The sequence below is a fragment of the Treponema sp. UBA7567 genome (assembly GCF_002476655.1).
Taxonomy (GTDB): Bacteria; Spirochaetota; Spirochaetia; order Treponematales; family Treponemataceae; genus Treponema_D.
This window is the reverse complement of record NZ_DLLH01000055.1, coordinates 1-20,921: the sequence shown is the minus strand read 5'-3', so window position 1 is coordinate 20,921 and position 20,921 is coordinate 1. Positions and strand designations below refer to the sequence as shown.

Here is a 20,921-nt window from a genome sequence, read left to right as displayed (position 1 = left end):
AACAGACGCCATTTTCGGCTATTTTTATCTTACCTCCTGCTAAAAAATTTGCAAAGCAAATTTTATTTTTTAACAAACCGCCAAAAAGACGGATAAATCCTAAATAAAAAACAGTTACCTAAAAGAAAGATTATTCATATAAGAATCAAAATTTTTGCTGAATTCTGTTCCTATATTTTTCTCCAAAACCCGATAAGTTCTATTTTTTGCATCGGATTCAGAAGGAGCACCTTCCCTTCCTTTTAAGTTTATTGCAAACAGCGACTCCGACTTCAAATTATCAGAAAAATCTAAGTCCAACGTATAAACGCAATATGTAATTTTTCCTTTTTTTGAAATTTCGGAAGAATAACTGCCTTCAAGCCCGTATTTTTCTTTTTTAGACGAAGATGTTTTAAATCCGTACTTTGAAAAAATGTTTTGAAAAGCAGATTTTATCTTATTTTCCTTGTCGCCACCAACCCTTATATAAATCGTAATTCCTTCGGCAAACTTCTTTTGAGCAGCCTGCATACTTTGAAGCGAAACAATTTGTTTGCTGATTGCATTTCCCTGCTCAAAATCAATTACTGTAAGATTTTTAAGCAGCCTGTCGTTTTCAGAAGCAATGTCAGCAGCAAAACAAATCTCACTATAACCGTAAAAAGAATGCGGATTTTTTTCAGACTCTGCTACAGACTGTCTAACAACTGCATCGTTTTTCTGTATAAGATCCAAATAAACAGCGGCTGTCTTTTTTCTGTCAAGAACTGCAATTGCATACCACTTCTTTTCAGGCGAATTATAAAAATATTCTGCAATTTCTATTCCAATCAGATTTTCTGCTTCAATTTGGCTCGTTATATTCTGCTGCAAGTTTCCAGAAGAAGAAAAAGAAACTTTTCCGTCAGAAAGCGCCTGTTCCATTTTTTTTGATGCGACACTGTTCGACTTTACTGTCTGCCCGAAAATAGAAGAAAGGTTTTTTACAGCTTCAAGTTCTGCACTTTCCCGATTTTCTCCAGAGCCAGTTCCGTTCATATAAGTTTCCGAAGGATAAACGCTTGTCGGCAGAGTTGTCCATTCCGGCATTTTCTTTTTTGCGCCAAAAACTAGGCAGACAGAGAATATAAAGGAAAAAACAAAAATGCTTTTTTTCATAAAAATCCTTAAACTTTCTTACGTTATTGAATTTTGCAAACTGTTAGAATTTTACAGCAGATTTTTTTATATACTTCTTAATATCGTTGTTCTGATCAGACCAAATAATCTTGTTTGTTTCCAAATCAATCAACTGCATATCAACCTGGTAAGTTCTTACCTGCTGTCTTCCGTCAGTATCTACAATTGTCGTAACAGTGCCCTGGAGCATAAAGTCTGCGGCAGTTTCGTTTCCGATAGATTTAGCAGTTTCGTAAGCATTCTCTGCCTGATCGTATTTTTCTGCACGCAACTCTTCTCTCTGGTTTGCATCCGCTACAAATTCCAAAGTTCCGTCATTGATAATTACATTCTGAAATCTTTTTGAAAGAATTGAAGTGTCAATATGTTCAACGCTCTTGTTTTTGATAGTTCCAATAATTACAACAGGTGTTCTGCCTTTTGCGCTCTTAAAATTTGCAACGCGTTTTGACTTTATGCACGAATCAATCAAAGCTGTGCAAACCTGATTAACATCGTTGTCGTTCCAATATCCGCTCAAATCTTTTACGCTTTCTTCTGCTCCATATCTTTTCACAGAAGTAGATCCGCAAGAAAAGAAAAACAACGAAGAAACAACCAATAAATTTGCCAATACTACTTTTACTTTCATAAATTACCTCTCAATAATAAATCTATTTTATACAAGAAGAAACAACCAAAGAAGGTTTTCCTTCTTTTACCTCAGTTTCAAAAGGTTTTTCGACTATACTTCCATCAGAAAAGCGATAAACCACCTTTCCCTTATATAAGCCAGAAGGAACAGTAAAACCTGCGGCATTTACAGTTTCTGGGAAAAATTCTCCTTGACGAATATCAGCAGTTTCGGTCAAATCAATAGCCGAAAGACCAGCTGCCGTTGAAGAACAAAGCGCGTCAAAAGCAATCGAAGCCAAAGTATAAGCAATGCTTCTTCCCGAAAGCATTTTTAAGCCTTCATAACTAGCGTTTATACTTGCAATTCCTGCCACAATTCCACTGACTTTTTTCGTAATACTGCGGTTCATGCTTGCAGCGTATTCTTTTCTAGCTCTAAGTTTAACAGATTTTTCCAAATTTGCATTAAAATTTTCTATTATAATAGCACTTTTGGTTCCCACATTATTCAGCACAACGTCAACACTGCTTACAGTAGATTTTCCCGCATAAAACGGATAGACAAATTTAAACTGAACAGGAAGAAGGCGATAAGAAGAATTTCCAGTCGGAACATAAAAATATGTAGACTTTGAAGGAAAATAAACTTCTTTTGCAGTCTGTTTTCCAATAAGACCAGCAAGAGCAAGAACGTTAACGCGTCCTTTGCCGGAAGGAATTGCTGAATCAACAGAATCAAAATCTTTTACAAGCGACTTTAAAACAATAGAATCAGAATCAACCTGGCTTTTATCGCCATCTGCCTGTCTTAAAATTAGACTTAAGTATCTGGCAAGAGATGATTCCTTATAAACGTCTTTTTCGGTTGGCTTCTTAGGCAAATCGGCTGTAAAAACTGAAGAATCAATATTATAAGCGCTCAGAGATTTTGCGTCCTCATCAAGCTTTTCGCGGACAGAAGGATCCAGGCCATTTTTTATCAAAACTTCACCGTAAAGACGTCTGTATTCAGGAAGTTTTACGTCAGAAAGTTTGGTGAGCTGGTTTACAGCGCTGTTTAAATCTCCCTGCAAATAGTAACAAAGGGAATTCATCGTGTTTACAAGAAGATACTCGTAAACATTGCCCGTATATTCTTTTAAATTTTCGTTGACAATCGCTTTTCCGATTGATTTTGTAATGCTTTTTGTAAGCGTGTCAAACATCTGCGCGTCAGTCTTTTCAAAAACAACCGAAGCCTGAGCATATTCACCAATAATAAAATAGAGCATAGCAAGGTCAAGATTGTCCCTTATATCTGCCTTTTTTCTTGTTTTGTACAGCATCATTCCAAGACAAGTAGAATAATTTCTCTGATTGTAGGCTTTTTTATACTCTTCTTCGTTGTATTTGATTGGCTTTACTTTTTTGGAGTGCTGTTTTTTTTCAGCCGCAGCAATATTCTCTAGTTCTGTATCTTCTATATTTGAGGAAGAACATGAAACAAAAAAACATGCCAACAGAAGTATAAAAATTTTGATAATTTTTTTCATTTTAAGCTCGCAACCGTGAATAATCTTCAAAACTATTTTTAATTTACTCGAACCATTATTGAGTATGATAGATGCAAAATCTAAAAAAAAACTAAAAACTATTTGACAGAGTTTTTTCAACTTCATCAATCACATCGTCTGGAGTGCTTGCTCCTGCCGTAAGCCCGACTTTTTCAAGAGAAAAAAAATCTTCAGGAATTTCAGCTGCCTTTTCAATCAGGGCAGCGTGTTTGCAAAGCGACTTTGCTTTTCCGTAAAGCCGATTTGTATTTGCGCTGTTTTTTCCGCCAATTACAAGAACTCCGTCTACTTTTTTGCACAAATCCGTCAAACTGTCCTGACGGTCGTAAGTTGCAGGACAAATAGTGCGCAAAACTTTCAAATCAGGAATTTTTTCTTTTAAAACAGCGGCAATTTCATCAAACAGTTTTACACTAAAAGTCGTCTGGCTTATCAAAACACAGTTTTCCGGCACATTTTCTGAAAAAAGTTTTTTATATTCAAAAACAGCATCTTCGACAGATTTTACAAGGACAAAATCGAGTTTCTTTCCGGCATCTTCCGCGCCACGTCTGGCCGCTCCCTCAATTCCAATCACCTCTCCGTGGTTTGCATCTCCCGTAAAAAAAATAATCCAGCCGTTTTTTGCAAAATCTGCACATTTTTTTTGGTTGGCCCGCACGATTGGACAAGTTCCATCCAAAACTTTTGCACCAGTTTTTTCAAGCCCTTCTTTTATTTCTGGAGGAACTCCATGCGCCCGAATTACAACCGTATCTTCTTTTTTTACACAGGAGATTTTTTTTTCATCAAGAATTTTCAATCCGCGGTTTTCAAAAGTTTTTAGGGCCAAAGGATTGTGAATAAGAGGTCCAAATGAATAAACCTGTCCGTTTTTATTTTCTTCAAGTGCACTGTCTGCCGTTTTTACAGCATGCCGCACACCGGCGCAAAAACCCATTTTTTCTGCACGAATAATTTTCATAGAATTTAAATATCGCATTTTATAAAATTCATTACAAGCAAAAAAGCATAAAAAAAAGCCGCAGATAAAAATCCACGGCTTAATCATTCATTAAAAGTTAAAAGCTATTCGCTTTTTTCTTCTGAACGAACATTTGCTTTTGGCAAAACTGCAACAGGTTTCCAATTTTTTCTTACTGTTGCGATGAATGAACCTGCAATGAACAATGATGAATAGCATCCGGAAATAAGACCAACTACGAGCGCAATTGCAAAATTCTTGATGTCGCCAGTTGTAAATACAACGAGAGCAAGAACAGCAAAAAGTGTTGTTATTGTCGTAATTACAGAGCGACTCAAGGTTGCAGTAAGAGCGCTGTTAAGAATATCTTTGAAAGTTTTCGCTTCCACAATCTTCATATCAGAACGAACGCGGTCAAGAATTACGACTGTTGCATTAATTGAATAACCGATAATTGTAAGAATTGCGGCAATTGAGGTCGTTGTAAATTCAAGCTGTGACCATGTAAAGAATGAAATCATAATCAAAGCGTCGTGAATAACGGCAATTACAGAGCCAAGAGCGGCATCCCACTTAAATCGGAACAATGTGTATGCAAAAATCAAAACCAAAGTCGCCAAAACCAAAATAATAGAATCACGAATCAAAGATTTTGAAAACTGCGCGCTTATTGACTGGCTCTGTTCAATTACAACATTCTCGTTGCCATATTTCTCTGCAAGAACAGACTTAACTGCATTTTCTACACTTTCACCAGATTCAGTGCGAACCTGATAAGTATTTTCATCTCCAGCAGACTTTACAGAAGCGTTGATTTTATTAGAAGAAAGAAGTTCTGCGATTTTGTCAGAATCTGTTTCTGCCGCAACACTAACCTGAATGTTCTGGCCAGGTTTAAATTCAAGGCCCCAGTTCATTCCGCGAACACAAAGGCTTACAATTCCAGAAACAATAAGAACTGCGCTCAAAACAACTGCTGCAGGGAAAAATTTACTAAAATGAATTATTTTTTTCATTACTGTTTAACTCCCCAGCCGATACTGATTTTTTTCTGTCCGATTACATCTGTGTTAAAGTCAAACATAAGGCGGGAAATTACCAGTGCTGTAAATACTGATGAACACACACCAATTGCAAGAGAAACTGCAAATCCCTGGATCGAACCAGTACCAAGCTGGCTCAAGAACAGGGCGGCGATAAATGTAGTAATGTTAGAGTCCATAATTGCCCAGAATGCGTTGTCAAAACCGGAAGCAATTGCTGCGGCACGGCTCTTTCCAAGCGCAAGTTCTTCCTTTATGCGTTCAAAAATAATTACGTTGGCGTCAACAGACATACCAACTGTAAGAATCATACCGGCAACAGAAGAAAGTGTAAGTGTAAGGTTGAATGCTGAAAGCACAGCGAACATGATGTACATATTGAGAATCTGTGCAATAACTGCATAAAAACCAGCACCCATGTAATAAACAATCATAAAGATAAACACAAGTGCAAGACCAAGAGCCAAAGCCATCATTCCCTGATGGATTGCCTGTTTTCCAAGAGAGGCGCCGACAACCTGCTGGCTTTCAATCTTTAAAGGAACTTCAAGATAAGAAGTCTGAAGAACCTTCTGAATATTCTGGGCTTCTTCTACACTAAAACCGCCAGAAAGACTTACGTTTCCACCAGTAATAGCCTGGCGAATCGTAGCAGCAGATTTTACTTTGTTGTCGTTTACGATTGCAAGACGTTCGCCTACGTGAGCGCCTGTAAAGTCAGCAAAAATTGTTGCTCCTGCAGAATCAAGAGAGAAGTTTACTTCTGTCTGTCCTGTTGTCTGGTCGCGGCTTACCTGAGCTGATTTTACGTGATTTCCATCGAGGGCAATCTGTTTTTTAACTGCAATGTATCCAATTCTCTGGTCAAGACCATAAGAATCTTTTGTATAATAGCCGAAAACTTCAGTGTCTGAAGGAATTACCGATGGGTCTGCAAGAGAGCCGTCTGCCTTAAAGGCGTCAGGTCCAACAGAAGCATAGTAAGCGGCAAATGCATTTGTTGCGTTTTCATCAACAAGGCGGAAATTCAAGCTTCCTTTGCCCTGAATAATAGAATTTACGCTTTCACCATCTGCCTGGCCTGGAATTTCGATATAAATTCTGTCTTCACCCTGCTGACGGATAACCGGAGAAGTAAGACCGAATTTATCGATTGAAGATGTAAGTGTCTCCAAAGCCTGTGTCATTGCCTGTTCTTTAAAAGCATCTGGATTTCCAACTTCAGAAGTTTCTTTCTGCTTAGCAAGCGCCGCATCCAAGTCTGCCTTTACAATAATGTTCATACCGCCAGAAAGGTCAAGACCAAGTTTTACAGACGAATTGTAATTATGTTTTGCTTTTAAATAGAGCGAGCGGTAATAATCTTCAAATACCGACTGCAATTCCGATGAACTTGAAAATGCGGAGAGAACTGCTGCAAGATTCATGTCCGAAGGAACATCTTTTTTAGCAGCTTTATATGCTTTTTTTGCTGCTTTTACAACGTAAGAGTAAGATTTGTCCAAAGAAGCATTTGCATCTTTGTTTGCCATTTGTTTTACAAGGGCAACTTCCTCTCTTGCTTTTTTCTCTGATTCATCCTTGATTTTTTCAAGTGAACTCAAAGCCACTTTCTGAATCTCATCTGGTGTACCAAAATACCATTTTACCGACGGTCTTAAAAAAAGCGCGCAAACGGCAAGTACAACCAAAATAAGAATAAAACGACTACGTTTATTCATTTAATAATTCCACCCTGAAAACTATTTATTTTCTTCTTCTGCTGCATTTTCTTCTGCAGAAGCTTCTGCTTTTACTTCAACAGCTGGCTCTTCGGCTTTTACTTCTTCAGCTTTCTTTGCTTTTTTAGAAGAAGCTTTTTCAACTGTTTTTTCTGTAACAACTGCAGAAATTGCAGAGCGTGAAAATTCAATCTGAGTATTTGAATCAACTTTTACAACAACTGTTTTTTCTTTTGTAGAGCTTACAGTTCCGTGGATTCCACCGATTGTAACAACTTTGTCGCCTTTTTTAAGGGCGTTAATCATTTTTTCAGTTTCCTTCTGTTTTTTATTCTGCGGACGAATAATGAAGAAATAGAAAATTGCAATGATTAAAATAAACGGAACTACAGACATAAGCATGTTGCCCTGTCCCTGAGCACCATTCTGCAATAAAGGTATAAAAGACATTTTTTCCCTTCCTTTTTTATTAAATTTTTAGCCTTAAAAGAATAACATTTTGATAATATTGTGGCAAGGCAAGAATAAAGATGTCTATTTGGACAGAAGCGTTTCAAGCTCTGCATTTAACAGCAAAAGGCTCTCATCTGCCGGAGAAATTGCAACTACTTGTTTTAAATAATACTGAGCCTTTCGATATTCTTTTTTGTTAAAATAAATTTGATACAGACGAAAAAGCGCATCCTTGTTGCGTGGGTTTGCTGTAAGGCTCGAACGCAAATCCACCATAACCGCATTTTCATTTTTCTGCAAAAAGCTTCGCTCGTAATAGAAGAAACTTTTCATTTTTGAAGATGCCCCGGAAAGATTCTGTTCAATAAGCTGAGAAGCCTCAGAACGCCTGTCGGTAGCAACAAGAACTTTTATATAATTTTGCAAGACCGCTTCGTTTTTTGGATTTTTTTCGTAAAGCGAAGAAATAATGTCCCACGCTTCGCTGTTTTTGCCAGACGCAAGACAGACATCAATGTGAGTAAAAATGCATTCTGCAGGAATGTCTTTTATTTTTATAAGGGCAGAACTTGTTTTGTAAGCTTCGTTCCATCTTTTCCGGCTTACAAAATCATTCACCTGAATTTTCATAGCCTCGATGTTCGTGCTGTCCGTCAAAAGAACCTTTTCTGCAAGTTCGCCAGCGGTTTTTCCATTTATTTTTGAACCAGTTTCCCCGGCAAGGCTTGCCGCAGTAAGAAGAATTTCTGTATCGTCAGGATAAAGAGAAAGCGCTTTTTCGATTGTCGCGCAGGCCGCCGTCATATTTTTATTCCAGTCTTTTTGAACTTTTGCGCGCAAAACAAGATATTCCCGGCTGTCGGAATTTGTAAGCGCATAAACATCAAGCAAGGAAGCAGAGCGAATATAATCGCCTTTTTCCGCAAGAATTTTCGCTCTGAACAAAACAAAATAAGAATTTTCCGGTTCCTGCTGCAAAACCCGTCCAACATAAAGCTCGCTTTCTTCAAGGGCGCCAAGCGCAAAAGCATTTTCTGCGCAAAGTTTTAGCGCCGGAGAATAAAACTGATTTTTTTCGAGAATTGATTTTGCAAGTTCGTAAGATTTTGAGTAATTTTTTAGCTTAAAATTACAGTCAGCCAAAGCATAGCAAGTCTCTATTGTTTGTGGAGAAGAATCAAAAGCTTTCTCAAAAAAAACTAAAGCGTTTTCAAAATCATTCTGTCTGAGCAAAAGCAAGCCCTGCAAAAAATTAGCAACAACGCTTTCTGGATTTTCTTTTAATGCCAAAGAAAGAGATTCTTGTGCAAGCGGATAATAATCTTTTCTAGTTTCGGAAGTTACGAGAACTAAAGAAGGAAGAACCAGTGTCAAAAAATCGGAACTTCCAGTGCTTTCATCGTAAATTCCGCGCTTTGCAGATTCAATTGCGCCGGTGTAAGGATTTGGCGGCAAGCCTTCAAACGGCTGAAAATTCACTTTTTCCTGCTGCCACAAAATCGTCATAAAAGAATATGCTGTGTTTAAAAGAATTTTTTCGTTTTCGGTATAGAATTCTGCATTTTTCCGCAAAATCGAATATGCAAGGTTTATAGATTCTGGAGAGCCGTTCTCAACAGCATTGACCGCTTCTTCTGGAATTCCTGAAAAAAATTTTTTTTCTTTTTTTGGAGGAAGCGCTATCGAAACTGATTCCGAGAGCTGCGCGCTGTACTGCCCTTCCAAATGATTTTCCGCCTGCAATTCATTTTTTGGACTTGAACCGCAGGAAAAAAATGCAAGAGAAAAAACAAAGGTTATGTAAAAGACCGGCTTCATTCCTTTGCATCCTCTTCAAAATCATTTTCAAGGCTTTCGCTTTTGTCGTAAGGAAAGTGCGCGGCCGGATTCTGCTGAATTAAAAACAGAATTATGAGGCAGATTCCAAGAAAAACTGGAAACAGAGGCCAGAAAATCGAAATCCACTTTCTAAAACCCATCGAAATCAAATTGAGAGAAAAAAGCAAAAAGTAAAAACCCATTCCGATTAAAAAAATAGACGGAAAAAGGTAAGAAACACGAATACGCCTGTCTTTTGTAATTCCTGTAAAAAGAACGCTAAAGCCTGCAAGAATTATTGAAACCGGCCAAAGACCTTCGATTCCAAACGGAACAAGTCCGGAACCAATAATCATAAACAAAAAACCGGCAAGAAGAGCGTAAAGTCCAAGAAAAAAAACTAAGGCCGAACTGTATTTTACTAGAGAAAAATAAAAAACAAGCGCTCCGGCAACAGTAAGAATAACGGTCCAGGTTTCGACATGAGCATTAAAATGACTTGCAAGACGCGGAAACAGAAGAATTCCTGCCAAAATACAAACAACGCCGAGAGCCAGAATAATATTCAATGTTGTCGCTGCCAGTTTTTTCATTTTTGCCCCAAATTCAGATATTAACTCTAGCTAATAGAATACAACAAGTTTCGCCCTCTTGCCAATAAGAAAGCACTTTGTTAATCTTTAAATATGAAGATAAACTTGAGATTTTTTGTGTTTTTGTGTCTTGCGGCGCCTTTGTTTTTTTCTAATTTTTCATGTTCATCTAAGAAAAAAAATGAAAATCTTGTCCAGTTAAACCTTCTTCTAAATGAAAAAAATCTTTCGGCACAAACCAGATATGCGGTAATAAATAGAATTGCGAATTCGCTTTATTCTTCAAAAAATTCAAGCGAAATGATTTTGTTTTTGACGGACTGGGTAGAAAAAAATCCGAAAGACATTTACAACGCATATTGGCTTTTGATGGTTGCTTCAAGCTACCTTGAAAACGGAGCAGAACCTGTCGCAGAATATTACTTTAACCGGATACTTAAAAATTATCCGGATCTTCTTGTTCAGGGAAAGTCAGTTCACTTTATCTGCCTGCAGCATTTAATTCAAATCAGCACAGATTCCACAAATAAAATTTCGTATTTTAACCAGCTTGTAAGCCGTTTTCCTTCGCTTGTGAGCATCACAGAAATGTATGTACGGCTTGCGCTTGAGTACGAAAAAGAAGGCGAATACAATCAGGCGCTAAAATCCTACTCGCTATTTTTAAAACAGCCTGACGCTTCGACAATCCAGATTCCTGGAATTCCAGACGCTTATTCAAATGCCAGAAAAATGGTCGATTTTTCAAATTCGACAAAGGACTGGACATTTGAATCCCTCGACGCTTTGGAAAAAGCTGTCAAAACCGCAATAAGACGCTACGACTGGCGTTCTCTCGACAAATACCGCTCAAAAGTAAATTTCTTTGCAATGTCCTGGAAATCAAGCGAAACAGATGCGAACGCGCTTGAAAATTTCTCGATGAAAGGTTTTATGGTCGGACAAAGAATCCGCTACAACGAAAAACTCGATGAGTCTTCAAATCCAAACGAGGCTTATTTGAGAACAACAGGTTGGAGCCCTTACATGCCTGTCTGGTACCTGTATTTTAGAAAGGTGAATTTTCCTGTAGACCCGGAAATTCACGGACGCTGGGAATGGGCCGGAATTTACTATGGTGAAAAACTGTAGAATAAAAGTCATTTTTGCAATCCTGCCTTTTTTTGTCTTTTTAAAAAACCAAAATTCTGTAAAGGCCTGTGATTTTCTTGAAAAAATTACTCCAGAAGAATTTTTAGAGATTTTAAAGACACAAGAGCCGCAGGAATTTTCGTTTGACGAAAAGCAGGCCGGCGGAATACAAATTCCTGATTCGCCTTATGCAAAAAAACAGATAAAAAAATACATTGAGCAATACACAAAACCTTTTGGAAAACGGCAGCTTTCTGAGATTTTAGACAACGGGGAGCTTTACCGACTCTACGTGCGTCAGGAACTAAAAAGAAAGAACCTGCCTGCTGCCCTGGAATATCTTCCGGTCGTAGAAAGCGAATACAAGCCTCTTGCCGTAAGCAAAAGCGGAGCACGCGGGCTTTGGCAATTTATGGACAACTCGATTGCTGGACTTTTAAAAAAGAATGAATACATTGACGAGCGTTACGATCCTTGGCTGAGCACAGACGCCGCCTTAAAAAAACTCGAAAAAAATTACAGGCAGTTTAGGGACTGGCCGCTTGCAATTGCCGCTTACAACTGCGGAGCCGGCGCAATGAAGAAAATTTTGAGCAAAAGCGAAAAAAAAGATTTTTGGTATATTTCGGAAAAAGGACTTTTGCGCGACCAAAGCGTTCAATATGTGCCAAAACTTCTTGCAATCTGCATTCTTGCGACAAACGAAAAAAAATATGGAATGTCTTTGCCAGAAATTACATCTTCTAAAAGATACGCAGAATTTGACTTTTTGACCACAGAAAAACAGATAAACCTGGACAGGCTTTCTTCCGAATTAAAGATGGAGCCTTCGATTTTAAAAAAACTGAATCCTGCCCTTCTGCAAAACTGCACGCCTCCAGACCAGAAATATCAGCTTCGGCNNTAAAAATTGCCTTGAATGAAATTTTTGCGGAAAATAAAAACAATTATTCAGCAAGGCATATTGTAAAAAAGGGAGAAACTCTTTGGTCTATTTCTAAAAAATACGGAACAAGCGTTTTAAATCTCCAGAAAATAAACGGATTAAAAGACGGAGATATTCTTTCTGAAGGTAAAATTCTTTATATAAGATAAAAAAATGCCGAAAATGAGGACAAGGGATAGGAAGGGTGAGAGCAGCGAAAACAAACGCCTGCGTTTGGTNNGAGGCGAATGCCGTAGCCCTGGATAGCCCGGTTTTTGCGAAGCAAAAATGGCCCCGTACAAAAAAAGACAGTCTTTTGGAGATTAAATTGAAAAAAGTTTTTTTATTCACGTTTTTTTTTAGCGCCTGCATGGTTTTTGCACAAAACGGCGACCTCGAAAGCAAAAGCAGAATTGACTGGACAAAAAACAATTTTAGTTCTTCAGTTTATCTTGACTTGGAAAAAAGCAATATTGCAATGCCTTCCGGAAAAATGAGCGCGGTAAACCGGATAAAAACAGAACTGCCGGATTTGGTAAAAGAGCCGCTTCTTTCTCTTTTGGTAGACAACAAGACCCAGCTTGCAGACCTTATTTTTGACAACACAATTACTCTCGAACAAGTTGGGAATATTGTAGACGGTTCTAAAAAAAGTCCGGGCATTTTTGTAAATTCTGCCTCGGTTTTAAAAATTGACAGCAGCCTGAGCACTCTCGACATTTCTTCGCTTTTAATCCGGCACAAAACCGCCTACAAACCGCTGCCTCCGTTGCAAAATATTCCAAGCCGTGTTTATACAGGAATTATAATCGATGCCCGCGGCGAGCTTGACGTTCAAGGTGAATTTACAAAAGACGAAATTATGCCGTGCTTTTTCCCTAAAATTTGGGACGAGGATATGAACTTGATTTATGAGCGCAATACTCAAGATCCGGAAATTGAAAAAAAAGAAGGGCTTGTTCACTACGACTGGACGGAAGACGAATCTGTCTACGCCCAGAGAATTGGACTTGATCCGCTTTACATAAACGCAAGAAAAGTTTTTGGAAGATTCCGCACGGATCCTGTTATTTCTAAAAGGGACGCCTTAAAAATTCTTTGTATTCCTGAAAATGTTGAACTTTTAAAGCAGGGAAAAATCGTAATCCTTTTGGACAAAAAAAATCTTGTTAAAGACATTGCTGTTCCGCAAAAAACTGAACAATACTATGCCGACCTCCGCGAAATTAAACAGCGTCTTTTTAACGAAGAAGAAGCGGCTTCAATTCAGGACACAGCGAGAGGAATTCAGATTCTTTATGATTTGAAATTTGTTGCCGACAGTCCAAAGCTTCTGGACGGCGAAGTGCAGAAAGTTAAGAAACTTGCCGAAAGCCTCAAAAAATTGAATTCTGACAACGCCTATACAATTTTGATTGAAGGGCACACTGCCGATGTAAACAAGCCGCAGGGACAGATGAAACTTAGCATTGAGCGAACCCAGACCATAATCGACGAACTCGTAAAAAACGGTCTGGACCGTTCAATTTTCTCTTACAGAGGATACGGCGGCACCCAGCCAGTTGCTTCTAACGAAACAGCAGAAGGCAGGGCTCAAAACCGCCGCGTAATAATTACTGCAAGACCAAAAGCAACTTATATCCAGCGAAATTAAAATTCGCAGGGCAAGCATGCTTTTATTTTGAAAGCATTTCTGCCAGCTGACAAACGCCTTCGACCATTGCCTGGTGCTCTTGCGGGGCAATGCGCGCGTAAAGAGTTTCCGGAGTGTCGCCAGGCATGACAGGCACTTTTTTCTGAACAAGGATTTTTCCAGTATCACAACCGCTGTCTACAAGATGCACAGTACAGCCGGATTCTTTTTCGCCAGCGGCAAGAACCGCTTCGTGGACGTTGTGTCCCCACATTCCTACTCCGCCAAATTTTGGAAGAAGAGCCGGATGCAAGTTTACGATTTTTCCTGAATATTCCTGAATAATTTTTCCGCTCAAAACTGTAAGCCAGCCTGCAAGAACGATGGCGTCGCAACCAGACTCTTTTGCGGCATTTAACGCAGCGTCAGAAACGGCAATGCGTTTTTCTTCCTTGCTGACGGTTTTTGCCTTTTGCTCACCCAAAACAGCAAATGGAGAAACGATTTTTGTCTTTATTCCTGCGTTCTGAGCCCTTTCGAGCGCATACGCTTTTTTTGTATCCGCAATTACAATTTCAATCTGATAAGGACAATTTTCTGTGTTTTTTTCGTAATCAATCAAAGCCTGAAGGTTTGTTCCGCCTCCGCTTACAAGAACTGCAATTTTTATTTTTTCTTTCATAAAAAAAATATACCACAAATAAAGTTTGTTTGACAGGCAAAAAAAATATTAAAGTTTTTTACTAAATCTGCCGAAAAGGATTTATAAAGAAAAACCACCCCCCCCCCCCCGTTTTTAAAACAGCAACATTCGGAGGGTGATGACGGGAGCATTTTTTTTGAGAGAGTTACTTTATTCAGCAAAAATTAACATTTTCTTCCTGTTAATTTCATTGTTTTTTACATTTCCGATTTTTTCTCAAGTCGTAAAGACTCCTTTTCCAGTAACAAACCTTGCCTATAGCAAAGACGATGAGTTTTTTGCCTTTACAGAAGAAAATACCGTTTTTTTGCGCAGCTGCTCGACCTACGAACTTTCAGACACTCTAAACATTAAAAACATCGACAAAATAATGTTTTCGGCCGAAGGAAAACACCAAATTCTTCTGGCAATTACAAAGGACGGCTATTTTTCTGTCTGGAATACAGAAAATAGCGAAGACAGATTTCTCAAATTCAATAAAGAGCCTTATTTTAAGCTTGACTGCAAAAACGAAAACGAAATTAGAGCCGTCACTTTCAGCAAAAATTCGGACTATGTGGCAGTCGCATCCGACGACAATTCAATCAAGCTATTTTTTAAGCTGCGCTTTACAAAAGACGCGATTTTTAAAGAACTCGAAGGCCACGATTCAGAAATCTACAGTCTGAATTTTAGCAAAAACGAAAATTTTCTTGCAAGCACATCAAAAGACGGAACGGCGATAATCTGGAACTGCAATTCCCAGTCAGAAATTCTTAAATTGACAGAAATTTACACGCAGACAGAAATTCCTGTTCAATTTTTGGCAGACAACAGTTCAATAATAGCGCCAGAAAACGAAACAAGTTTTTGCATTTACAGCCTCGAAGGCGAAAAGCTCCTTTCAATCGACACTCTTCACAAAATAAAAGGAATAAAACCTCTCAATAAGGAAAACAAAATTGCAATCGTGACGGAAAATGACGAAATAGAGCTCTATGATCTGTCAAAAGAAAAATGGCTCGGCTACATTCCTTCGTGCGATTTTTCGGCCCTTACAGATTTTGAATTTAATCCGGACAACTCACGGATTCTTATCGGCTACGAAAACGGCTCGATTTTTGAATTTTTTGTAAAAGACGTGCTTTTATCTCCAGGACAAAAGCCTCCAAAAAAGTTTAGAAGCGCGGAAAATTACGGCGAATCAAATAGCGGAACCGGCTCCTCTTTACGCGGCTGGGGTATTACAAACGGCACTTTTAAAACCCGCCACGGAAAATATCTGTGCGTTTCTTTAAACCTGCGTTCCGCGCCTTCTCCATACAATCTGTCGGCAGGATTTTCATCTGCATTTTTAACATACGACCTTTTGCCGCCTTTTTACACAGGAATTTATGTAAGCCCGTACATCGGTTTTCCAAAATCAAACTATCCTTACAAATACACAAAAAACAACAGCAGCATGGATTCCCCAGTTCTTGCAGGGCTTGATTTGTGCGCGCCGTTCGGAATTTTTGTAATGCCTTTTGTAAACAACGAGATTGGATTTAGCGCGGAGATTTTTGCAGGAACCGGAGTCTGCCTTCTTTGGAACAGGAATTTTGGCGCGGAATCCGCAGCCTCAAAACCGTTCATTTCGCTCAATTTTGGAACAAAACTCGGAATAAACTGGAAATATTTTTCGCTAAATGTCGCGGCCCAATGGAATTCTGTCCAAAAAATTATGATAAGCACAGAACTTGGCGCAAATTTTAAAATCGGAGAAAAAAAATGAACCGGAAAACTCCAGTCTTAAAGACACAGTCTGCCTTTTCTGAACAATTTGATTTTCTCAAAAAAATTTTATTCACCTTTATTACAGTTTTTTTGCTGGGCGCTTTAAACAGCTGCAAAACTTCGATTGACGACGTTTTAGACAATTACAACACAAATTTTACAAGCACAGATTCAACTTCAGAAAAAACTTCAGGAATCGCGCCGGGAGAACCAGGCTTTAACGAAAAAAATATGCTTTCTCCAAAATATTTTCTGCGCTGCGACGGAACACTAAGCCTTTACGCGCCTCCAAGATGCGCCTCATATCAATGGAAAATCACAAAAGTCGAGGAAGTGACGGCGACAGGCCAGATGGGAACGGCCGTAAAAACAACCATCGAAAAAAACATAATCTGTAACCTTGCAAACGGCTCTTCAATGACAACGAGGGCCTTTTCGCTGTACGTGCCATCTTCAAACTTAAAGACCGGCACTTATAAACTTGCGCTTACAGTAACAGACAAGGAGGAAAACAGCTACACAGACGACTGCATAGTAATCATTTACTTTATGAACTAGCCCCCAAAAAACGGAGCAAAGTTTATCGGGCGGCTTTTTGCATGGCAAAAACCGGGTTATCCGGGGTTTCATTCGCAAGCGAACGGCTCCGCCGCCCCTACTACCCCTGCCGCAAAACAGGCGGCTTGTGCGCCTTGCGCACAATTAAAACTAACAAAAATTAACTGTTCTTTTATAGGAGGATGTTATGAAAAACAGAAAAAGCATTTTTGCATTCTTTGCAATCAGTGCCGCAATGATTTTTGCCTCGTGCTCAAATCTCACCGATGCAAACGTAAGTTCAAATTCAGAAAACAAAAACACTCTGAACATTGAAGTTACAAACTACGACGAAGTCGTAACTCAGGCTTCTAAAAGCGCAAACCGCGCAAGCCGTACAATTATCCCGGATTCTTTTGATTCTGACGGAGTAGATTTTTACCTTTACGGTACAAATACATCTGGAGGAACTTTTGGACCTGAAAAAGTGGATTTTAATGGAAATACAGATGCTGCAGGAGGCACTGCTTCAAAGACTGTCGGAACAATAAATATTCCGGCAAACAGCGCTGTATGGGAATTTACACTTGTCGCAGTAGCTAATGGAGATGCAGCCCCGACTGAAGCAACTCTTAAAGACAATGCGGTTCTTATCGGCTATTCGTCAATGGATATGCTCAACGGCGACACGGCAAAATTTACACTTTCTCCAGACGGTCTTACAAAAGAGGCACAAATCGCAATGAAGCTTTACACTGACGGTTGGAAACTTCCAGCAGGATTCACTGCAAAAGCCGGAATCTATCTTCTTACAACAGGAGCGGACGCCGGAGCAGACGCCGCCCCGACAGAAAAAGATGTTACTTTTACAGACGCTTCAATTGACGAGGCACATGCCGTAGATTACGCAATTGCTTCTTTTGCCCCTGGAACTTATCTTTTCAAAGTGACTTTTGAAAAAACAGGCTCAAATAAAAAGTTCTACTGGAGCGACGTTCTTGTTGTTCTTCCTGGAAAAACAGTAGAAAATGCAGTTGGTATTCCAAACATAATCGGAACTGCGCCAGAAGCTCCGACAGCATTTAAAGCAGGCTATGTGGAAAACAGCGAAGATAAGTTCTCCGGCTGGTACACTGCAGCATTTGAATGGGAACGCGGTTCTAAAAACGAAAACAATTTTGAAATCGAAGTTCTTGAATTTAACGATGCGGACACAGCAGTTACTCATCCAACCACTGACGATGAATGGACAACAGCTTTAGCAGACGGAAAATCTGTAACTTATGGCAGCAAATTGAGCACAGAAGCAAACTACGAAGGCGGCTCTCTTCTTTCTGGAAACACAAAGGCTCAGCTCCGCCTTGAACTTGGAAAGCGCTATTTTGCAAGAATCCACGCAGTAAACGACGCAGGAGAATCTGCCTGGACACTTGTTGCCCTTGCGGACGCACCAGCAGAACCGACAGAAACTAAAGCATTTACTGGAAATACAATCAACCGCTACAGGCTCACATATTTTATGAACGGAGGCACTTACTTCGATGACGAAACAGCGGCAGAAGGCGGCACTGGCGGCAGCACAGCGGACAGAGTAAGCTATCACTGCGAAGATTCTACAACTGGAACCGAAATCATAAAAGCAGACGGAACTCCAATCATCAAGAAAAACACATATACATGGTCTTACTGGAGCAAAGACGCAACAAGCGAAACTGCAAGCAGATACAACGAACCTGGAACAGCACCAGAAGCGTATAAAGGCTACAAAAACTTGGATCTTTACGCAATGTTCGCAACAGACGCAAGTGTGGCAATCTTCGACAAACAAAGCCTTGAAATTCAAGACGGCTGGATTACGGTAGACACAGGAACGATCACTGGAAAAACAGCAGAAATTGAAGCTACAACTCAGACAGAAGCAAAATGGACGTTCACTCCAGGAGATGTAAAAGATGCGGAAGGCAACAAAATCGAAAATTTTGCTTATGACAAAGTAAACTTTACTGTAACAAGAGGCGGAACAATTTTTGAGGCATTATCCGCGGATAAAGTAGGCGCAGAAACAGACTTTACAATGTCACTTTCAGATCTTCCTGCAGGAATCTATCAGGTAATGTTCACCGCTCATTACGGCACAACTACGGTTTCTTATTCAATAATAACAACAATTACAAGATAAGATTTTAGTTTATCCCGGCCCGGCTAAGTCTTTAGCCGGGCTTTTTTTATAAACTGTCCACAAATGTTTATTTTTGATAGTTTTTTTCTTGAAAATACATTTTTCTTACATATTCTTGACAAAACGTTTTTGAGGTTACATAATCTGAAATATGTTTAATTCAAGCCTTGTAAAAGTCAGCGTCCTTCTCGTGGTGGTTTCCATCTAGCCGGAAAGTCGTTGCTTTTATTTTTGTTTGATAAATTTAAAGCGTAAATCACAGGCTCTCCGGAACTAGTTTCCTGAGAGCCTTTTTATTTTTTGGAGAATAATATGAAGTTGACTGGCGCGCAAATCGTTGTAAAAATGCTCGAAAAACAGGGCATTAAGACTGTTTCTGGGATTCCAGGCGGTTCAATCCTGCCTTTGTACGATGAACTCAATAAAAGTTCAATCCGGCATATTCTGGTGCGACAGGAACAGGCGGCAGGCTTTATAGCGCAAGGAATGGCACGCACATCTGGAAAAGCGGCAGTCTGTCTGGCAACAAGCGGTCCAGGAGCAATGAACCTTTTGACGGCAATTGCANNGAAGAAGCGACTCGATTCCTCTGGTTGCCATAACCGGTCAGGTAAACACATATCTTATCGGAACAGATGCGTTTCAAGAAGCCGACACTTTCGGACTTTCGTTTCCAATCACAAAACATTCAATCGCAGTAAAAAATCCAGAAGAACTTTTGACGGCAATTCCACAGGCCTTTGCAATTGCCCAGGAAGGCCGTCCGGGTCCTGTTTTAATTGACATTCCGCGCGACGTTCAGCTTGCCCAGTGCGAAGTAGAAAGTTTTCCTGATTACGAAGATTTTTGCATAAAAGAAGAAAATGTGCGCTTTCATACAAAAAAAGAAGAAATTCAAAATATCGTAGAAAAAATGGCATTAGAGCTTGCGCAAGCAAAAAAACCGGTTTTGTACATTGGCGGTGGCTGCAATTCTCCAGCAGCAGCAAAAGCATTGAGGGAATTCAAAAAAAATTACCGTTTGCCCGTTGTAACTTCGCTTATGGCTTTGGGAGCAATTCCAAAAACAGATTCGGACAATGCCGGAATGGTCGGCATGCACGGCTCTTACCCGGCAAATGTTGCAATGTACGAAAGCGATCTGGTTTTTGCGGCAGGAGTACGCTTTGACGACCGCGCAACAGGAATCGTAAAAAAATTCTGTCCTTCTGCAAAAATTCTTCATATCGACATTGACGCTGCGGAAATAAACAAAATTCTCCCGACAACACACAGCCTTGTCTGCAAAGCAGAAACAGCAGTTCCGCTCATTACAGATTCGCTCAAAAATATTTTAAAAAATCAGGACAGCAAAGGATTTGCACAGGAACGCGAGCTTTGGGCAGAAAAAATCGCAAACCTTTCAAAAGAAAATTTTTCCCTCAACTGCGGTTCCCCGGACAAAAATCAAAAAAGAGAGGGTTTTGAAGATTCAGCAAATCCGCGAAAATTCATTTCAGAGCTTCCATCTCTTGCGCAAAACGCCGGACTCAACGAAAAAGACATACTCGTTACGACAGATGTCGGCCAGCACCAAATNNCAATACTATCCTGTAAACGAGCCGCGGACATTTTTAACTTCAGGAAGCCTCGGAACAATGGGTTTTGGACTTCCGGCGGCAATCGGAGCATCGCTTCAAAACCCGCAAAAAAGAATTATCTGCATAAGCGGCGACGGCTCAATTCTTATGAACATTCAGGAACTTGCAACCCTGGCCGAAAACAACCTTGCCGTAACGGTAATAATTTTTGTAAATCACACGCTCGGAATGGTTTACCAGCAGCAAAAGTTTCTTTTTGACAAAAATTATTCAGCAAGCACCTTTTCAGCACAGCCAGATTTTCTTCAAATTGCAAAGGGTTTTGGAATCGAAGGAACAAATGCAAACACGGACAGCGAATGGTTCAAAAAAGCCTTTGACCAAAACAGAAAAAACAGACCGTTCATTGTCACTGTAAAAGTTGATCCCGAAGAAAATGTACTGCCGTTTGTTCCAGGCGGAAAGGCAAATATTGATTCGATAAGATAAAATAAAAATTCGGGGTGGCTTTTTGCTAGCGCAAAAATCGGGCTATTCGGGGTTCCGCGCTAACCGCG

19 protein-coding genes and 1 pseudogene are annotated in these 20,921 nt (G+C 39.6%); 10 read left to right on the top strand and 10 right to left on the bottom strand.

Features of this window, described 5'->3' with window-relative positions; all coding sequences use genetic code 11:
* Nucleotides 1–114 precede the first annotated feature (114 nt).
* From B3Y13_RS06960 to B3Y13_RS06920, 9 genes are all read right to left on the bottom strand, one after another.
* Nucleotides 115–1,140 carry an LPP20 family lipoprotein gene (locus B3Y13_RS06960; protein ID WP_296667413.1) on the bottom strand — a complete coding sequence of 342 codons (1,026 nt, stop codon included), beginning with the start codon at nt 1,138–1,140 and terminating at the stop codon, nt 115–117.
* A 43-nt stretch (nt 1,141–1,183) separates the two neighbouring features.
* Nucleotides 1,184–1,792: a penicillin-binding protein activator LpoB gene (locus tag B3Y13_RS06955; protein ID WP_296020041.1), complete on the bottom strand. Its 609-nt coding sequence runs from the start codon at nt 1,790–1,792 to the stop codon at nt 1,184–1,186.
* A 22-nt stretch (nt 1,793–1,814) separates the two neighbouring features.
* Nucleotides 1,815–3,308 carry a hypothetical protein gene (locus tag B3Y13_RS06950; RefSeq protein WP_296667415.1) on the bottom strand — a complete coding sequence of 498 codons (1,494 nt, stop codon included), beginning with the start codon at nt 3,306–3,308 and terminating at the stop codon, nt 1,815–1,817.
* A 91-nt stretch (nt 3,309–3,399) separates the two neighbouring features.
* Nucleotides 3,400–4,293, bottom strand: coding sequence for a 4-hydroxy-3-methylbut-2-enyl diphosphate reductase (ispH, locus tag B3Y13_RS06945; RefSeq protein WP_296667417.1), 894 nt, complete (start codon nt 4,291–4,293; stop codon nt 3,400–3,402).
* A gap of 104 nt (nt 4,294–4,397) precedes the next feature.
* Nucleotides 4,398–5,309: a protein translocase subunit SecF gene (gene secF, locus B3Y13_RS06940; protein WP_296667418.1), complete on the bottom strand. Its 912-nt coding sequence runs from the start codon at nt 5,307–5,309 to the stop codon at nt 4,398–4,400.
* Complete coding sequence (secD, locus tag B3Y13_RS06935) at nt 5,309–7,057, bottom strand: protein translocase subunit SecD (protein ID WP_296667419.1); 1,749 nt, start codon at nt 7,055–7,057, stop codon at nt 5,309–5,311. Before secD ends, secF begins: the two co-directional genes overlap by 1 nt.
* A gap of 21 nt (nt 7,058–7,078) precedes the next feature.
* Nucleotides 7,079–7,507, bottom strand: coding sequence for a preprotein translocase subunit YajC (yajC, locus tag B3Y13_RS06930; RefSeq protein WP_296667421.1), 429 nt, complete (start codon nt 7,505–7,507; stop codon nt 7,079–7,081).
* An 84-nt stretch (nt 7,508–7,591) separates the two neighbouring features.
* Nucleotides 7,592–9,328: a tetratricopeptide repeat protein gene (locus B3Y13_RS06925; protein WP_296693569.1), complete on the bottom strand. Its 1,737-nt coding sequence runs from the start codon at nt 9,326–9,328 to the stop codon at nt 7,592–7,594.
* Nucleotides 9,325–9,921: a hypothetical protein gene (locus tag B3Y13_RS06920; protein WP_296667425.1), complete on the bottom strand. Its 597-nt coding sequence runs from the start codon at nt 9,919–9,921 to the stop codon at nt 9,325–9,327. The genes B3Y13_RS06925 and B3Y13_RS06920 overlap by 4 nt, the downstream gene beginning before the upstream one ends.
* Nucleotides 9,922–10,014: 93 nt before the next feature.
* On the opposite strand from B3Y13_RS06920, the gene B3Y13_RS06915 reads away from it, so the two are divergent.
* The 4 genes from B3Y13_RS06915 to B3Y13_RS06900 all read left to right on the top strand — a co-directional run bounded on the left by B3Y13_RS06915 (nt 10,015) and on the right by B3Y13_RS06900 (nt 13,631).
* Nucleotides 10,015–11,052 (top strand): tetratricopeptide repeat protein, encoded by a 1,038-nt coding sequence (locus B3Y13_RS06915; RefSeq protein WP_296693567.1) that lies wholly within the window; start codon nt 10,015–10,017, stop codon nt 11,050–11,052.
* Complete coding sequence (locus B3Y13_RS06910) at nt 11,036–11,959, top strand: lytic transglycosylase domain-containing protein (RefSeq protein WP_296693565.1); 924 nt, start codon at nt 11,036–11,038, stop codon at nt 11,957–11,959. The genes B3Y13_RS06915 and B3Y13_RS06910 overlap by 17 nt, the downstream gene beginning before the upstream one ends.
* A gap of 8 nt (nt 11,960–11,967) precedes the next feature.
* Nucleotides 11,968–12,147, top strand: a complete 180-nt coding sequence (locus B3Y13_RS06905) for a LysM peptidoglycan-binding domain-containing protein (RefSeq protein WP_296693563.1) — start codon at nt 11,968–11,970, stop codon at nt 12,145–12,147.
* 158 nt (nt 12,148–12,305) lie between these two features.
* A complete protein-coding gene (locus B3Y13_RS06900) occupies nt 12,306–13,631 on the top strand; it encodes an OmpA family protein (RefSeq protein ID WP_296667430.1) in 1,326 nt (441 codons plus the stop codon).
* A 22-nt stretch (nt 13,632–13,653) separates the two neighbouring features.
* Here B3Y13_RS06900 and purN read toward each other — a convergent pair whose 3' ends face one another.
* Nucleotides 13,654–14,292 carry a phosphoribosylglycinamide formyltransferase gene (gene purN / locus B3Y13_RS06895; RefSeq protein ID WP_296667432.1) on the bottom strand — a complete coding sequence of 213 codons (639 nt, stop codon included), beginning with the start codon at nt 14,290–14,292 and terminating at the stop codon, nt 13,654–13,656.
* Nucleotides 14,293–14,449: 157 nt separating this feature from the next.
* Between purN and B3Y13_RS06890 the strand changes: the two genes are divergently transcribed.
* The 6 genes and pseudogenes from B3Y13_RS06890 to B3Y13_RS06870 all read left to right on the top strand — a co-directional run bounded on the left by B3Y13_RS06890 (nt 14,450) and on the right by B3Y13_RS06870 (nt 20,853).
* Nucleotides 14,450–16,066 carry a WD40 repeat domain-containing protein gene (locus B3Y13_RS06890; protein ID WP_296693561.1) on the top strand — a complete coding sequence of 539 codons (1,617 nt, stop codon included), beginning with the start codon at nt 14,450–14,452 and terminating at the stop codon, nt 16,064–16,066.
* The gene (locus B3Y13_RS06885) at nt 16,063–16,626 is read left to right on the top strand and encodes a hypothetical protein (protein WP_296667436.1); all 564 of its coding nucleotides are present in this window, start codon (nt 16,063–16,065) and stop codon (nt 16,624–16,626) included. Before B3Y13_RS06890 ends, B3Y13_RS06885 begins: the two co-directional genes overlap by 4 nt.
* Nucleotides 16,627–16,813: 187 nt before the next feature.
* Nucleotides 16,814–18,784: a hypothetical protein gene (locus B3Y13_RS06880; RefSeq protein WP_296693557.1), complete on the top strand. Its 1,971-nt coding sequence runs from the start codon at nt 16,814–16,816 to the stop codon at nt 18,782–18,784.
* A 312-nt stretch (nt 18,785–19,096) separates the two neighbouring features.
* Complete coding sequence (locus tag B3Y13_RS09885; RefSeq protein WP_349681364.1) at nt 19,097–19,567, top strand: thiamine pyrophosphate-binding protein; 471 nt, start codon at nt 19,097–19,099, stop codon at nt 19,565–19,567.
* Nucleotides 19,568–19,697: 130 nt separating this feature from the next.
* Nucleotides 19,698–20,024, top strand: a pseudogene (locus B3Y13_RS09880) (acetolactate synthase large subunit); the annotation flags it as partial.
* A 319-nt stretch (nt 20,025–20,343) separates the two neighbouring features.
* The gene (locus B3Y13_RS06870) at nt 20,344–20,853 is read left to right on the top strand and encodes a thiamine pyrophosphate-dependent enzyme (protein ID WP_349681363.1); all 510 of its coding nucleotides are present in this window, start codon (nt 20,344–20,346) and stop codon (nt 20,851–20,853) included.
* The last annotated feature ends 68 nt before the right edge of the window (nt 20,854–20,921 follow it).